The organism is Pseudomonas sp. PARCl1 (assembly GCF_947311875.1).
Taxonomy (GTDB): domain Bacteria; phylum Pseudomonadota; class Gammaproteobacteria; order Pseudomonadales; family Pseudomonadaceae; genus Aquipseudomonas; species Aquipseudomonas juntendi.
The window spans coordinates 57,629-74,287 of record NZ_CAMZMX010000003.1 but is presented as its reverse complement, the minus strand read 5'-3'; the positions used below and the strand labels follow the sequence as shown (position 1 = coordinate 74,287).

Here is a 16,659-nt window from a genome sequence, read left to right as displayed (position 1 = left end):
CAGAACTGAGGGAAGCGGTTATGCTGGATACGGACTCGTTGAAGCCTGGCTTTATGATCATCCACGGCAATCGCCTGGATGATCTACGTGAGCTGGCTGTTGGTTGGATGCAGCGTTACCCGTTGGCACCGCTAGAGAATGAGGTTGTACTGGTACACAGCAACGGCATCGCGCAATGGTTGAAGCTGGCATTGGCTGAGGATCCACACAACGGTGGGTGCGGTATTGCGGCGGCTTTGGATGTTCAATTGCCGTCACGTTTTCTGTGGCAGGCATATCGCTCGGTTTTGGGGGCGCAGACGACCCCGGAATCCTCACCGCTGGACAAGGCGGCTTTGAGTTGGCGGCTGATGCGCTTGCTGCCTCAGTTACTGGGAAATCCTCATTTCAGCAGCCTGCAGCGGTTCCTTGAAAACGATGACGATCAGCGCAAGCGCCATCAGCTGTGCGAACGGCTGGCAGATTTGTTCGACCAGTATCAGGTCTATCGCGCTGATTGGCTGGAGGACTGGGCGGCCGGACGGGATCAACTCAAGTCGATCAAGGGCGGTGTGAAGCAGCTGGATGCGGACAATCTCTGGCAAGCTCAGTTATGGCGTGAAGTCTTGGCGGATGTTGGCGAGGGCGCGCTTGAGCATAGTCGCGCGGGGGTTCACAAGCGCTTTGTCGCGCACCTGCGTGAGGCCGTACAGGCGCCGAGTGGATTGCCACGGCGGGTGGTGGTGTTCGGTATTTCGTCGATGCCGGCGCAGGTGCTCGAAGCCTTGGCCATGCTGTCGCGCTACAGCCAGGTATTGCTGTGCGTCCACAACCCGTGTCGCCATCATTGGGGCGATATCGTCGCCGATAAGGAGCTTTTGGCGCACAGCTATCGCCGTCAACCCTTGCGCAATGCGCCCATGGCGGCGAATGAACACGGCCAGCCCTTGCTCGCTGCGTGGGGCAAACAAGGCCGCGACTATATTAACCTGCTCGACCACTATGATGAGCCCGGCAGCTACCGGCACCTGTTCGACGGCCTCAATGGAGGGCGGATCGATCTGTTTACCGACCCTGCGCCCTCAAGCTTGCTGGGGCAGTTGCAGAGCGACATTCTTGAATTGCGCCCGCTGGCAGAAACACGTGGAGCCTGGGGACCTGTCGATGCTGCACAGGATCGCTCGATACGTTTTCACGTGGTCCACAGCGCGCAGCGTGAAGTGGAAGTGTTGCATGATCAGTTGCTCGCGCGTTTCAGTGCCGACCCCCAGCTAAGCCCGCGTGATGTGATCGTGATGGTGCCGGACATCAACGCATATGCCCCGCATATTGAGGCGGTATTCGGCCAGGTACCACGGCACGACCCGCGTTACTTGCCCTTTACTGTGGCCGACCAGGGCCAACGTGGGCGCCAGCCTTTGCTGATTGCACTCGAGCACTTACTCAAACTGCCCCATAGCCGGTTTGCCGCCAGCGATATTCTTGACCTGCTGGACGTGCCGGCACTGCGCGCGCGTTTTGCCATCAAGGAAGCGGATGTGCCGATCCTGCAGCGTTGGATCGACGGTGCCGGTGTGCGCTGGGGGCTCGATGCGCAGCAGCGTGAGAGCCTGGACATGCCCGCAGGCCTGGAACAGAACACCTGGCGCTTCGGGATGCGTCGCATGCTGCTAGGCTACGCGGCTGGTCGCGGGCCGGAGCTGAATGGCATCGAGCCCTACGATGAGGTGTCGGGGCTTGAAGCGGCCCTGGCCGGGCCGTTGCTGACCCTACTCGACCACCTGGAAATTGCTCGCCAAGATCTGCAGCAGCCAGCCACACCGGTGCTCTGGGTCGAGCGCCTGCAATCGCTGTTGAAGGTGTTCTTCCGCCCGGTGGGCGATGCCGAGGAACTGCTGGTCAACCAATTGCTCCAACTGCTCGATGACTGGTTGCGTACGTGCGAGGCTGCGCAGTTTGTGCAGGCGCTGCCGTTGAGCGTGATACATGAAGCCTGGCTATCTGGCATTGAAGAGGGCGGCCTGTCGCAGCGCTTCCTCGCCGGTACAGTGAATTTCTGCACCTTGATGCCGATGCGGGCGATCCCGTTCAAGGTGGTGTGCCTGCTGGGCATGAGCGATGGTGATTACCCGCGCCAGCAATCGCCCGTCGATTTTGACCTGATGCGCAACGACTATCGCCCCGGTGATCGGTCGCGGCGTGAAGATGACCGCTACCTGTTGCTCGAAGCGCTGTTGTCTGCCCGGGAGCAACTGTACGTGAGCTGGGTAGGTCGCAACATCCGCGATAACAGCGAGCGCGTGCCTTCGGTGTTGATTGGCCAATTGCGTGATCATCTGGCCAGCGGCTGGCGCTCGGCCACGCCCGATTCACTGCTGCATGCGCTGACCCAGGAGCATCCGCTGCAACCGTTCAGCGCTGCCTATTTTGCCGACCAGCCTGGTCCTGATGGCTTGTTCACGTACTCCCACGAGTGGCGTGAGGTGCATGACGCGCAAGACGGACAGCAGGCGGTCGAGCTGTTGCCAACGCTCGCGCAAGACACGCCATTGACCCTGCGGCAACTGGCCGGGTTTGTGCGTGATCCCGTCGGTGCCTTCTTCCAGCAGCGGCTCAAGGTCAATTTTGACAATGACGAGTTGACCAGCCGCGATGACGAAACCTTCCAGCTCGATGGCCTTGAAAACTGGCTGCACCAGGATCGGCTGAGCCAAGCGCTCAAGCGTTGGGTCGAAGAAGATTACTGCCCAGAGCAGACGATGACCGAGCTTGATCTGCACGTACAGCGTTTGCAGCGCGAAGGCAAGTTGCCGTTGGGCGGTTTCGGCCGTTTGAGCGCATCGGCCCTGGTGGAACCGATGCCGGACATGCTGGCGCGCTACCACGCGCAATTGCAGGCGTGGCCTGAAATCGAGGAAGGCCAGACTGCCACAATGATCGCCGCCGATGAGACGACCCCGGGGTTGAGTGACTGGCTGGGCGGTATTCGCCGCAACGCCCTAGGTGAGCGCGCCTATCTGCAACTGGACAGCAAGAAGTTGTGCACCGACGACAGCTGGCGCTGGCACAACCTGGTGCGCCCTTGGCTGCGGCACCTGGCGTTGCAGTTGAGCGGGCAAGGCTGCACGACGATTCTGGTCAGCTTGAACGGGGATGTGGTGTTCCGGCCCGTGCCCGTGCAACAGGCTCAGGCACAGTTGCACGCGCTGCTCGACGCCTGGGTGGCGGGCATGCGAGAACCGCTGCCAGTGGCTTGCAAAAGCGCCTTTGCCTGGCTTGCAGCCGGCGGGGACGGCAGCGATACAGCCCGCGACAAAGCACGTGAGGCGTTTGAAGGTGGCTTCAAGCACACAGGAGAGGCTGAGAGTTCGTTTGCCTTGCGCCGCGCGTACGTCGATTTCGACCAACTGTGCGCTAGCGGCCAGTTCCCCCTCTGGGCCACACGTTTGTATGGCGGCCTGTTCAATCACCTGACTTCGAGCTGCGCAGGGAGCGACCAATGACAACGGTAAATCTCAACCCCCTCGACTTTCCCCTGCATGGCAGCCGTTTGATCGAGGCGAGTGCCGGCACCGGCAAAACCTTCACCATCGCCTTGCTCTATGTGCGCCTTGTGCTTGGCCATGGCGGCGAAGCCGCGTTCAAGGGCCCACTGACACCGCCTCAGATCCTGGTGGTGACGTTCACCGACGCAGCTACCCAGGAGCTGCGCGACCGTATTCGCGCCCGCCTGACCGAAGCCGCGCAGTGCTTTCTGGAGCCTGATCTACAACATGACAAGCTTCTGCAGCAACTGCGTGCCGAATACCCAACTGAGCAGTGGCCCGCGTGCGCCCGCCGGTTGCAACTGGCGAGCGAGTGGATGGACGAAGCGGCGGTCTCGACCATCCATGGCTGGTGCTATCGGATGTTGCGTGAACATGCCTTCGATAGTGGAAGCTTGTTTACCCAGACACTGGAAACCGATCAGAGCGAACTGCTGGCCGAGGTGGTCAGGGACTACTGGCGTCGGCATTTCTATGAGTTGCCTGTCGAGCAGGCGCGTGCGATCAGTGATTGCTTCAGCAGCCCTCAAGACTTGGGCAATGCCCTGGGTGTGCTGATGGCTCGCCGAGATGCCAGCTATCAATACGAAGCAACGCCACTTGAAGCCCCCGGCTCGTTGCAGGCATTGCTCAAGGAGCCAGGCGAGTGGTACCAAACGGTCGCCGAACTGGAGCACAACGCGCGTAAGCTCTGGCTTGAGCATCAGGGCGAGCTTGAGGATCTGCTGCGCAGCATTCGCCCTCACATGAGCGGTACGACTTACAAGAAAATCGATCGGGATGACGTCTTCAACGGCCTTCTGAACACGTTGGCGCAGTGGGCCAGGGGGCAGTCTGCACCGCACAACGTGCATGCTTTCGGGGTGTCTGGTATCAAACTGAAGGGCAAAGCCGTAGTGCCCGAGCATGCGGCTTTCAAGGCGATCGATCTCTGGATCGCACAACGAGATGCCAAAATCGACATCCGCGCTCAACTGCTGCTTCATGCCTTGCATGAAGTGCGCGAGCGTTTTGATGAAGAGAAACGCCGCCGTGCCGAAATTGGTTTCGACGACCTGCTCAATCGCCTTGACCAGTCCTTGCAAGGGCCGTCCGGCCCTCGGCTGTCCGAGACCATTCGCCAGCAGTACCCGGTCGCTTTGATCGATGAATTCCAGGACACCGACCCGGTTCAGTACCGGATCTTCGATACTATCTACCGCATTCCCGACAACCTGGATGACAGTGGCCTGTTCATGATCGGCGACCCGAAACAGGCGATCTATTCCTTCCGTGGCGCAGATATCTACACCTACCTGCAGGCGCGTGAGGCCACGGTTGGCCGGCATTACACGCTGGGTACCAATTACCGTTCGACCCAGGCCATGGTAGAGGCGGTCAACCACTGCTTCAGCTACGCCGAAGGCCACCCCCGCGGTGCGTTTCGGTTCGCCGAAGAGGGCCAAGGCAACCCAGTGCCGTTCACCAGCGTTAATGCCAATGGCCGCGACGATGTGCTGCAGATCGCGGGTAAAGACCAACCTGCCTTGACCTTCTGGCAACTGCAAACCGATGGCGTGATCAATAACGCCACATACCTGCGCGAGGCCGCCGAAGCATCGGCATCGGCGATTCAGGCCTGGCTCGACCCCGCCGCCCCTGAACGTTCGGGCTTGCGGGCGGCCAATGGCGAAATCATCGCCTTGCGGCCTGCCGATATCGCCATTCTGGTGCGCAATCGCAAGGAGGCCGAAGCCATTCGTAAAGCGCTTGCGCACCGGCAGCTGGCCAGTGTCTACCTGTCCGATAGGGACTCGGTGTTTGCCAGCGAAGAGGCCCAGGACCTGCTGTACATCCTGCGGGCCTGCGCGCAACCCACCAGTGACCGCTTGCTGCGCGCAGCGCTGGCGACTCGCAGCGTTGGCCTGCCATGGCAGACGCTGGAGCTATTGAACCAGGATGAATTGTTCTGGGAGCAGCAAGTCCTGCGATTCAGGGATTTTCGTGCGTTGTGGCAGCAACAAGGCGTGCTGCCCATGCTGCGCAAGCTGTTTGCCACCTTCAAGGTCCCGGCCCGCTTGCTGCTGGAAGACCAAGGGGAGCGCCGCCTGACCAACCTGCTGCATTTGGCCGAGTGGCTGCAGCGCAGCGCCGCCGAGCTCGATGGCGAGCATGCGCTGATCCGCCACTTGGCCGAGCAGGTAGATGGCCAGAGTGAAGAAGAGATTCTGCGCCTGGAAAGCGATTCGGACCTGATCAAGGTTATTACCGTGCACAAGTCCAAGGGGCTGGAATACCCGTTGGTGATGTTGCCATTTGCCTGTAGCGCCAGAGCGATCGATGGCCGCAGCACGGCACCGCCCATGTTCCATGACGACGATGGCCTGGTAATTGAGCTGGCCAAGGGGGACTCGGCAAAGCCGGCACAAGGGTTTGCCAACGATGAGCGTATGGGTGAGGAAATGCGCCTGCTCTACGTCGCCCTGACCCGCGCCCGTTATGCCACCTGGATTTGCGTTGCCCCTCAGGGCTCCAGGGCTGGAGGAAGGTCGACAGACTTGAACAAGGCGGGTTTGGGTTACCTGCTGGCGGGCGAGGGCGCAATAGCACCAGACCAATTGGCTGGCGTAGTCGAGGCGTTGGCATACGGCTGCAACGACATTGCCGTGTGCAGCGCACCCGCCGCAACCGACAGTGTCCACGTGGCGCCTGCTCTGCCCAGTGTCGGGCCGGCCTTGCGTCCCGTGCATACGCTTGCGGCAAACTGGTGGATTGCCAGCTACTCCGCCTTGGCCATTGCGGACGGTCATGTGCTGATGGGAGCTGACTCGGCTATCAGCCTTGAGCCGGCGACCGCGCTCGAAGCCAATCTGCAGGAGGAGGGCGACGCTGAAAGCTTGCCTGTGGGGGTCGGGATTCACGGTTTCCCTCGGGGGGCGGGTCCGGGCACCTTCTTGCACGGGTTGTTCGAATGGGCCGGCCGGGAAGGCTTCGCCAAGGCTGCTGGTGATCTCGAAGCTTTGCACAACACCGTGGCCCGGCGCTGCAACCTGCGCGACTGGGAGAACTGGATCGAACCATTGTCCGCCTGGCTGGGCAGCTATCTGAATGCGCCGCTGCGCTTCAACGGTACCCAGAGCACACTCTCGGCCCTGAGCACCTACCAGGTCGAGATGGAGTTCTGGTTCTCCAGCCACTACGTGAACGTCCAGCGCCTCGATGCGCTGGTGCGCCGGTACACCTTGGCTGGTGCACCGCGCCCTGTGCTGGCCCCCAATGAGTTGAACGGCATGTTTAAGGGCTTCATCGACCTGACGTTCGAACACCAAGGCCGCTTCTACGTGGCGGACTACAAATCCAACTGGCTGGGCAGCAACGACCATGCCTATGCCGCTGAGGCGATGGCCGCGACGATGCTGGACAAGCGTTACGACCTGCAGTTGTGCCTGTACCTGCTGGCCTTGCATCGTCAGCTTAAGCTGCGTCTTCCAGGCTATGACTACGAGCAGCATATGGGCGGGGCGTTGTACCTGTTCATCCGTGGGCATCAGGCGCTCACCCATGGCGTGCACTTCGAGCGGCCGCCACGGCAACTGATAGAACAGCTGGACCAACTTTTCATGGGGCAGCACACGGAGGTCAGCGCATGAGCCAAACCCTTAAGCAACTCAGCAACAGTCAACGCACGGTCGATCATGCACCGGTATTCATTGGTGAGGCTAGCAACACTGCGCTGCTGCAGCAACTGGACAACTGGGTGGGCCGCGGCTGGTTGCGTGCGTTGGACCGCTCGTTCGTGACCTTCATCCTTGAGCAAGATCCTCAGGCCCAGGCCTGTGTGTTGTTGGCCGCCGCGATGACCAGCCACCAACTCGGTCGCGGGCATTCCTGCCTGGACCTGGCGGCAACGCTGAATGCCCCAGACTTTGTGTTGTCGTTGCCACCTGAGGGAGAGGAGGGCAACCAGCTACCGTCGCAATGGTTGCTCGGCCTGCGTGTTGAACAATGGCGCTGGGCGCTGGCCGCGAGCCCGTTGGTCGAGGACCGGGACGGGCAGCAGCTCAGCCCTGAGCGCCCGTTGGTATTGGCAGGACAGCGCCTGTACTTGCGTCGTTACTGGAACTACGAGCGCAGCATCGCCCAAGCCCTGAGCGCACGCTTGAGTATTGCCACGGCTACGCCGGAAAAACTCGCCAGCCGGCTCGATGCCTTGTTCCCAGATGCTTTTGAGATCAACGGCGAACGCTGCAGCGACTGGCAAAAGATTGCGTGCGCACTGGCTGCGCGAGGCAATTTCAGTGTCATCACTGGTGGTCCTGGTACGGGCAAGACCACCTCGGTGGTGCGCCTGCTGGGGTTGCTGCAAGCCCCTGCGGTGGAAGAAGGAAAACCACTGCGCATCCGCCTCGCCGCCCCCACCGGCAAGGCGGCTGCGCGCTTGTCCGAGTCCATCGGCAAGGCTGTAAGTGTATTGCCTGTCAGCGCCAAGGTGCGCGAGGCGATACCGACAGATGTTTCAACCTTGCACCGCTTGCTCGGCAGTCGACCGGATTCGCGTAACTTCATTCACCAGCGTGACAAGCCGTTGGAATTGGATGTGCTGGTGGTCGACGAGGCGTCGATGATCGACCTGGAAATGATGGCCTGTCTGCTGGATGCCTTGCCCCGTCAGGCGCGCTTGATCCTGTTGGGTGACAAGGACCAGCTGGCGTCGGTGGATGCCGGTTCGGTGTTGGGCGACTTGTGCCGTGAGGCTGAAAAGGGCGGCTACAGCGAGCAGACGACGGCCTGGCTGAACACCCACAGTGGCGAGGCGCTCAATGCGCCTGGTTTGCAACTGGCAGCCGGCCTGGGCGACCCACTGGCGCAGCAGACCGTCATGCTGCGTTACTCGCGGCGCTTCGATCCCCAGCAAGGGATCGGGCGCCTGGCGAAGTTGGTCAATGAAAAAGATGTCGCTCAAGCCCGCAACTTGCTGGAACAGCCCTCCGCGCAGTTGTGCAACCTCAAGCTGCGTGGCGAGCATGATGCCGCGCTCACTGACGTGATCATCAATGGCAAAGGCGATGCCCCGGGTTACCGTCATTACCTTGAGAAGCTACGGGACCTGCGCCCTGCAAGTGATACGCTCTGGGACAGTGGCCTGTGGGCCAGCTGGGCTGGCAGCGTATTGTCCGCGTTCGATGAGTTCCGCCTGCTCTGTGCGCTGCGCCGTGGGCCTTGGGGGGTTGAGGGGCTGAACCAGCGGGTTGCCGCAGAACTGCACCGCTGCGAACTGCTGGCAGGCGAGCAGGGGTGGTACGAGGGGCGACCGGTGCTGGTCACCCGCAACGACTACAGCCTGAACTTGATGAACGGTGACATTGGCATCGCCCTCTGGGTGCCAGGTCCCAACGCTGAGCGGGCGTTGCGCGTAGCCTTCCCGCGCAATGATGGCAACGGTGGAGTCCGCTTCGTGATGCCAAGCCGGCTGGTGGAGGTCGAGACAGTGTTTGCCATGACGGTGCACAAGTCCCAGGGTTCGGAGTTCAACCACACGGCCTTGGTATTGCCCGATGCGCTGAACCCGGTCTTGACTAAGGAGCTGCTGTACACCGCCATCACCCGGGCCAAGCAATGGTTCAGCTTGATAGAGGCCAGCCCAGGGGTGTTCGAGGGGGCGGTGAGCCGCAATGTGCAGCGTACTAGCGGGTTGGCGCTGCAGTTGCAGGACGGGCTGAGGAGCGTTTACCGCACCTGAGTAGGAGCATTTAGGCATTTGTAACCTGGGTATTGGGCTTCGGCAGTGACCTTTGCCATGGTAGAGGTTACTGCCTGAACTGTAATGGTGAAATTGGCCTGCGGGCCGGCGGTGGCAACTACACGTTGCATAAAGGCTCGGTACGTTTTCATTGATTCTGCTCTGGTTGAAGGTGAGCCCTCACAATGAGGATCGCTTACGACGGAATGTGTCGTTGTTCAATTACGACACAAGATGTCGTTTGAGTCTCGAGAATGGGCTTGTCGAGCGATCAAATAGAAGGCTGTCCGAATGAGCCCAGATGATAAGGTCTTTAAATTTTTGGATGCGCTGCTGCCCCGTGCAGAGTGCGTGCGCTTTGTTGAGAGGCGATTTCCATGCGTTGTCGATATTATCGGGATGCCTTCTTTAAGGGGGCCAAGACTGAGAATCGATGGGGTCCATAAAATGATAGGTGTTGTGGCCAGTCCACTGACTAATTTCCAAGATCCCTCATTGCTGGGCTGTCTCTATGAATCTCTGCGTGATGATGCGCTAGCCTCTGATCCAGATGCGATCAATGATCTGGGGTGGCTTTGGATGAATGGTAGTCGACTGTCTGTCGATTACGTTCTTGCCCGACGTTTGCTTAGACTTGCGTATGTGTTGGGTTCAGGTGAGGCGGCGTTCAATCTTGCTGAGCAAGCCTGGCACGGTCGAGGAATAGCTATTAATCACGACCTTGCGGCCTGCTATTACGAACACGCATATGATCGTGGTATCAGTTGGGCGGGCAAAGCGCTGGGGCGGCTGTACGAGACTGGTGCAAAGGGCCAGGCGCCGAATTTTGAACAGGCTGCTTACTGGTACCGAAAGGCAGTCGAATCTGCATTGTTTAGGGGTTAAAGGCATGATCATTGGAGCTTGGAGCATGTATGCGCTGCTAAGTCTGATCTTGATTTTGCTGTTATTTCAGTATTTGCAGTATACTAAACTCTCGAGTTTGATTAACCACTGGCAGGTTAACATTCAGGAGCAGCGGCAGAGTACCTATTTCCACATTGAGGAGAACCGCGAGCTCAGATCAGCCCTGCGAGCGGAGCAAGCGCACGTAGAGCAACTACAGCGCCAGGTGGAGATCTTGAGGGCTTTGCTTCCTGTAGTTTAAAAGTTATAAATTCTATTTCACTTCAAGCGTAATTGAGAGGGCCGATTATGCCTGTAAGACTAAGACCTTCTACATTAGTATGCTGCGAATGTGGCTGGAAGAAGACGGTTGCGCCACTGAGCGATGCCCTAAGCCCAGCAGACTGGTGTGAGCGATGTGGGCATGATGCGTTGAGCTTGCAAGCAACTAGCGCGATCGACCGCATACTGGCCGAGTGGTACGCGAGGTTGTGGAGATAAGGGCGACTTATGATTGAGTTTCTTGGGGCGCGTTTACGTCGCGCGCATCATGTGGTGGTGTTCACAGGCGCGGGTGTCTCGGCAGAGAGTGGCATACCAACATTTCGCGATGCCTTAAGCGGTCTATGGGAATCATTTGACCCCGCTGCTTTGGCGGCTGCCAATGCCTTTCGCATGGATCCTGCGTTGGTATGGGGGTGGTACGAATGGCGACGAGCGATGGTACTTGCCGCTATCCCTAATCCTGCCCATTTGGCTATAACTAAACTTTCTGATCAATTGCCCAAGCTGACGCTAATTACCCAGAATGTTGACGATTTACATGAGCGGGCGGGTTGTCATGAGGTCATTCATTTGCATGGTAGCTTGAACACGCCACGTTGCTTTGCGTGTGCGCGCCCCTATAAATGGAATATAGAGGCTGAGCATGAAATTAAGAATATGTGCAGGATCGAGCCACCACGCTGTCAGCATTGCAACGGTAAAATCCGACCTGGGGTGGTCTGGTTTGGGGAGTCACTACCGGAGCAGCCTTGGCGCAAAGCGCTAGCAGCTGCTAAAGATTGTGATCTGCTGCTTTCAATCGGGACTTCGGGCTTGGTTCAACCTGCGGCAGAAATTCCCAGAATCGCTAGAGAGCACGGTGCTTTGATTGTGCATATCAATCTCGACTCCGAGGCGTTTGAAGAGGAGAAGGCGTTTAGGCTGGTCGGTAGAGCGGCAGAAATTCTACCGCGCTTACTTGACCAGATGAGCGAAGAGCAAAGGTTTCCTAGCCGACCGATAGCTTAGCGAGCACCTTGCCTGCCGAACATAGGCCTATTCAGTGCCCATAAACCATCCTCAATGGCTTGGATGACGCTATTGTCGACATTCTGAGCGAACCGCCATGCTTGAATGTTCAACGCTCCTTCTAGTTCTGGCAACCAGTGGCAGAGCTGCATGGCATAGGTGCCTTTGTTGCCGAATCCCAAGTGCTGCTTGATTCGTGAGTGCAGGTCTGTGGAGCTTCCAACATACAGCAATGCAGAGGCAGCATTTACTCGGCAGTAGGCCCGATCATTTCTCCCGGCTGACTTTGCCGCCTTAAATGCTTGATGCAGAGTTTCAGATAAAGTTTGCTCGACGGTGAATTGATATATGTAACGCCCTTTGGGGGCGGACAAGGATTTCAGTTTCTCCAGCAACGTAGCGCGATTGCCATTGTGGATTGCACTAAAGGGAATGCTTACCTGGTAGGACTCATCGATAGTTGCCTCTTGAACGCCCGCGGCCAGGTTGTGTAGCTGGGTGGCAATACTATTCAGCATGGAAGAATTTAGCATGATGTTGTTACTTCATTCGAGCTGGGTTGAACACGTGACGAGTTATGCCGACTGCTTACAGTGAGCAATCCTCATGCTCATACGCTGCGACAGCGCGGCGTAATGAGTCGCACACTTGTTGGCGAAGTGTTGCAGGCTCATGTACCACGAATGAATCTCCTAGTGAGAGAATCCACCAGTGCAGTTGCCAGGTATTAGTTACAGTCGCTTGAAGCTGGAAGCCTTGAGCCAACGGCTCAAGCAACATATCTGTGCTCAAAGGCGTCTCCCGAATCAAACGAGCTTGCTGCTCACTCACCCAGGCCTTGAGGCAGATTTTTTCCGGCTTGCCGAAGTGCAAGGCGTCGGTGGCGAGGTAGGTTTGCAACTCGAAGGACTCCAGCCCTTGGCAGGTCGAGTCGAGCACCTTCACTGAGCGGAAGCGGTGTACCGCGAATTGCCGGACATCGGTGTAGGGGGCTGCGGTTGCAATCAGGTAGGTGACCAGTCCGCGCTGTACGATGGCCAACGGATTGAGGGTCAACTCGCTCTGCTTGTCGCTGTGCGCAGAGTAGTACTGACACCGAACCTGCTGTTCGCTAATCAATGCGTGCTGCAGGGCCTCTAGGGTTTCTGGCTGGATCTGCGGGGCGCGGAGATTGAAGTCAGGTCGAACACTTGCCACTTTGTTGGGCCAGCGAGCGGCAGGGTTATCGCCTCCGAGGCCTCTGAGCTTTTGCCGAGCGTGCTCGAAGCGTGGTTCTAGCGTGCTTAACATACTCCCCGGTAGCAACGGGCGAACAGCATCCTCCACCAGAGTGAGGCTCACCGCTTCAGTCAGAGTAATGCCCTGCAACTCGACACTCACACCTGGCTTCCAGAACCAACCGAATGGTGTGCCTGCATCGTTGCATTGTAACGGGAACACCAGAGAAAGGTCATGCAGGTCGCGTTCGACGCTGCGGCGGCTGATTGAGTAGCCAGCAGCCGTCAGGCGGGTATGCAATTCAGTCACGGTGATGCCGGGAGAGCGTTTGGGAAGTTGCTGTAGCAGCTCCCATTGACGGCTCAAGGCGTTGTGGGTCTTGGTAGAGGGCACAAAACGCATCCTTGTTGTGTAAAGGCTGGCCACTGGCTAGCAGTATGACAGGTTATCTGCCTATCGGCGTCGAGAGGACGACCTTTAGTGCGTCCACTGCTGGAAGCCAATAGAGCGTTGCTGGCCGGTGGCCTTCAAGCGGCATTCGGCCAGCAGCGCGGCGGCCAGTTCGTCGGCATTGGCGAACGGTTTGAAACGCGCACGTCGTGCCACCGCTGCAAAATCACCAGGGGTTAGGAATGCTTCGTTGCGCAATCGTCCAGTTGCGCTTTGTTGCGGGTCCTTAAGCGACAGCGCTTTGAGGTGCGCGGCGAATAGGGCCTGGGCCTGGGCTGTATTGAGGTAGCCGAAATGCACCTTTAGGTCGAAGCGCCGCAGAGACGCCTCGTCCAGGTCGCGGATCAGGTTGGTGGAGGCGATGAACAGCCCCTGGTAGCTTTCCATCTGCGTGAGCATTTCATTGACGGCGGTGACCTCCCAGCTTTGCCGAGCCTTGCGCCTGTCCTGCAAAAAGCTGTCAACCTCGTCTAGTAGCAGGACGGCATCTTCCTGTCGGGCGCGTTCGAAGGTGCTCGCCAGATTCTGCTCGGTCATGCCCACGTAGGGCGACACCAGGTCGGATACTCGCTTGACCATCAGCGGCTTGTCCAACGCTTGCGCCAGCCACTGGCCGAACGCGGTCTTGCCGGTTCCGGGCGGGCCGTAGAAGCATAGGCGTGCCTGAGGATGGGCGCGTAGGCCGTCTACCAAACCGTCTAGCGGTTGGTCGGCATTCACCCACTTTGGCGAGTAGAACGTAGGCAGCCCCTGGTCGGTACATTGCAGCTTTTCGAATCCCTGCGCCCTCAACGTGCCGTCGACGATGCAGCGAATAGTACTGTCCAGTACCTTGCTGGCGCGCGGGGCCACGCTAAGCCCAACGCGCACGGCGCGCTCTAGTACAGCCGGGGTGATCTGCTCATGGGCGCACAGTTGCTCCACCAAAGCGTCGCTAACCTTGCCACCGCCACATTCACGCAGCATCTGCTTGCGTTGCGCTAAGGGTGGGTTGGGCACTTCAATTACCAGATCGAAGCGCCGTATGTGGGCAGCATCGATCGCTTCGATGCTATTACTCAGCCAGAAGCACGGCAGAGCGTTTTCTTCGAGCATGCGGTTGATCCAACCTTTTTGCGAGCGGTTACTGACAGCTGCCTCCGCTACCTGGAAGATGTCTTCGATCTCGTCGAGCACCAGCACGGCTCGTTGGGAATGCAGCACGCTGTTGGCTGCGCGCAAGGAGCACAGGCGTTGCTTGGCCGAGACGGGGTCACCGTCGCTGTTGGTGCAAGCGACTTCATAGAGTGCGCTGTCCAGCCGGCTGGCGATTAGGCGCGCCAGTTGCGTCTTGCCAGTGCCGGGAGGGCCGTACAGCAGTATGTTCACGCCGGCTCGCGCTTGGGCAAGGGATTTGCTCAGGTAGCGTTCGGCGATTACCAGTGGCTGCCTGATATGGCTGTAGTGCTCCCAGCTCAAGGTGCCGGGCGGACTGGCGCGGAATGCATAAGCAAACAGCTCCAGTGGCGTCCCTTTGCTGAAACGCAGCAAGCCTGGCAGGTCCGGATTGCTGATCGATAGCATCGAACTGAGCGCCATCGCCGCACGGTTGCTGGAGCTGATATCCAGCAGCCCAGTGCGCATCAGTGTGCTGTCATGCGCAAGGCACGACTCGACCTGTGATAGGGGCAGGGCCAGCAATACGGACAGCACTTTCAATGCCCGGTTGAATCCCAGCATGCCCAATTGGTCGGTAGCGTCATTAAGCGTCGGATCGCTGTGCATCAGCACGCAGAAGCCCAGCACCTGTAGCTCGGCGTCGGGCAACGCCAGCAAGTCGCCCAACGCTTCGAGGTTGCCTGCAAGATTGTCCGGGTACGGGGTGCTTGGGTGATCTTCCGGAAAGCTGCGGGCACATTTTCGTAGCGTCGACAGGGCTAGGGATGGGTTGTAACGGTCATCGTCTACCCATTGGGCGAGGCCCAGTTCATGGGCCAGGTCATCGTCATTGAAACCGTGTCGGCCGATGAAAGTGCGATGTCCACCCAGCTCTAGCAAGAGCTGGAAACTCCACTTGATCGACAGCGCGCAAGTATCTACCGCACGGTAGCTGCCGTTTGCGAAAGGGTTTAGACGGGCGGCCATACTGATCTCCTCTTGCTGTAGAGCCGTCAGCTTGGTGTAGATGGTAGTCAGAATGTGTCGTCTCTATCGCCGTCAGAGAGTAAAGATGGCATATTGCCTGCAATTTTGATTTGGCCAGTCCAATGGTTGCAGACCACGACGTAGATTGTCGGGATCAGATGCAATGATTGCCATGCGTTGTGTCTTTCTCAAGGATGTGTGTTGATGCTTACCGTTCTATCCCTGCTCGATGACAGGTTGCGTCCAAAGGGATCCAGAGACCCCTTGGCCATCGAGTCCATCTGGAGCGCTGTGGGCCGCAAGCTAGTAGGTAACCTGACCACGGTGACCAGTCGTGCTGACCATTTCATTGTGGCTCTCCTGGCCTGCCGCTATGCCCATGAAGGTTCCAGATCCCGCTCCCTTGACGATATACAGGAACGTTATGCCAGGGCCGAGCAACTGGCTGCCTACCTGCGACTGGATGCCTCTGTGCAGGCCAGCCTGTTAGGTCGCCAGCTAGCCGTTGCCAATTTCAGGCGCGACTCGATGGCGCTGGGCATGCACAAGAAAGCCCAGATCCTCAGCAATCAACTCAGCTACGGATTGTGGGGGCTGTATTCCTCGGCATTGCAGGAGGCCGGCCTGATCAAGGGCAGCGACAGGCGCTTGACCGGCGCAGGGATCGCCCTGACGGATGCCTTGCTAGACACCTTTGGCCTGTCGCAGTGGCAGCGATTCGGCGAACTGGCGAGCCAGGGCACGGTAAGAAAAGCGCAGCTGTCGCCACTGGCTGGTAGCTTTGCCGCCCTGCTCGATCATCAAGGCATGCGTAAACAACTGGTGTCGGCGCTGCTGCGGTATGCCGGCGCGCGGCCCTTGCAGTTGGCGTTGTATGAGGCGGTTCAGCAATGGTTGCCAGTGTCCGCCGAGCAACCTGTATCGGCTCGACTGTTCGCTCGCTGGGCGGTGGCCGCCAAGCAGGTCGATGCGCAGGTGCAGGACGTTCTGAGGCAGATCCTGTCGTTGCAACCGCTTCTGGTCTTCGCCAACATCGTGGTCGTCTGGTTGCAAATGCAGAACGGGCGAACCCGCAGTGAGTTGGTCAAAGACCTGCGCTCGCGGCTTGGTGCGCCCTTTATCCACCCGGGTTGGGACCGGCCCGGTCTACCTCATGCCCGCTTTCTCCAGTGTTTGACCGATGCCGCCAATGATGGCGATGCGGGTCGGGTCATCGACCAGCTCATGGAGCAGAATTCGGCTGTGACGGGCGCACGGGGAGGGGCGGCCTGGCTTCATTGGGAGGGCGACAGGCTCAGGGTCAGGGTCCCTGTCGATCGCGCCAGCCTGCCTGAGGATCTGGCTGCACATTGTCATCAGGCGTGGGACTACAGCTTTTTCCTTCACGCCTTCCTCGCCATTGCCAAGGCCGGTCACCCATGAAAGCACATACCATCAGTGACGCGT

9 protein-coding genes are annotated in these 16,659 nt (G+C 58.9%); 6 read left to right on the top strand and 3 right to left on the bottom strand.

Annotation, left to right across the window (positions count from 1 at the left end; genetic code table 11):
* Positions 1 to 20: 20 nt before the first annotated feature.
* The 5 genes from recC (at position 21) to QME24_RS02540 (ending at position 11,421) form a co-directional block, all read left to right on the top strand.
* Complete coding sequence (recC, locus tag QME24_RS02565) at positions 21 to 3,482, top strand: exodeoxyribonuclease V subunit gamma (protein ID WP_064590775.1); 3,462 nt, start codon at positions 21 to 23, stop codon at positions 3,480 to 3,482.
* Positions 3,479 to 7,153 (top strand): exodeoxyribonuclease V subunit beta, encoded by a 3,675-nt coding sequence (recB, locus tag QME24_RS02560; protein WP_064590773.1) that lies wholly within the window; start codon positions 3,479 to 3,481, stop codon positions 7,151 to 7,153. Before recC ends, recB begins: the two co-directional genes overlap by 4 nt.
* Complete coding sequence (recD, locus tag QME24_RS02555; RefSeq protein ID WP_064590771.1) at positions 7,150 to 9,243, top strand: exodeoxyribonuclease V subunit alpha; 2,094 nt, start codon at positions 7,150 to 7,152, stop codon at positions 9,241 to 9,243. Before recB ends, recD begins: the two co-directional genes overlap by 4 nt.
* A gap of 291 nt (positions 9,244 to 9,534) precedes the next feature.
* Positions 9,535 to 10,128, top strand: a complete 594-nt coding sequence (locus QME24_RS02550; protein ID WP_064590769.1) for a tetratricopeptide repeat protein — start codon at positions 9,535 to 9,537, stop codon at positions 10,126 to 10,128.
* Positions 10,129 to 10,638: 510 nt separating this feature from the next.
* Entirely contained in the window at positions 10,639 to 11,421 is a 783-nt protein-coding gene (locus QME24_RS02540) for an NAD-dependent deacylase (protein ID WP_081272915.1), read from the top strand.
* Here QME24_RS02540 and QME24_RS02535 read toward each other — a convergent pair.
* The 3 genes from QME24_RS02535 to QME24_RS02525 all read right to left on the bottom strand — a co-directional run bounded on the left by QME24_RS02535 (position 11,418) and on the right by QME24_RS02525 (position 15,213).
* On the bottom strand, positions 11,418 to 11,954 hold the full coding sequence (locus tag QME24_RS02535; protein ID WP_281690743.1) for a GIY-YIG nuclease family protein: 537 nt from the start codon (positions 11,952 to 11,954) through the stop codon (positions 11,418 to 11,420). The genes QME24_RS02540 and QME24_RS02535 overlap by 4 nt on opposite strands.
* 55 nt (positions 11,955 to 12,009) lie before the next feature.
* Entirely contained in the window at positions 12,010 to 13,041 is a 1,032-nt protein-coding gene (locus QME24_RS02530) for a WYL domain-containing protein (RefSeq protein WP_281690742.1), read from the bottom strand.
* Between the two features lie 75 nt (positions 13,042 to 13,116).
* A complete protein-coding gene (locus QME24_RS02525) occupies positions 13,117 to 15,213 on the bottom strand; it encodes an AAA family ATPase (RefSeq protein ID WP_064590760.1) in 2,097 nt (698 codons plus the stop codon).
* A 204-nt stretch (positions 15,214 to 15,417) separates the two neighbouring features.
* Between QME24_RS02525 and QME24_RS02520 the strand changes: the two genes are divergently transcribed.
* Positions 15,418 to 16,635, top strand: a complete 1,218-nt coding sequence (locus QME24_RS02520; RefSeq protein ID WP_064590757.1) for a hypothetical protein — start codon at positions 15,418 to 15,420, stop codon at positions 16,633 to 16,635.
* The last annotated feature ends 24 nt before the right edge of the window (positions 16,636 to 16,659 follow it).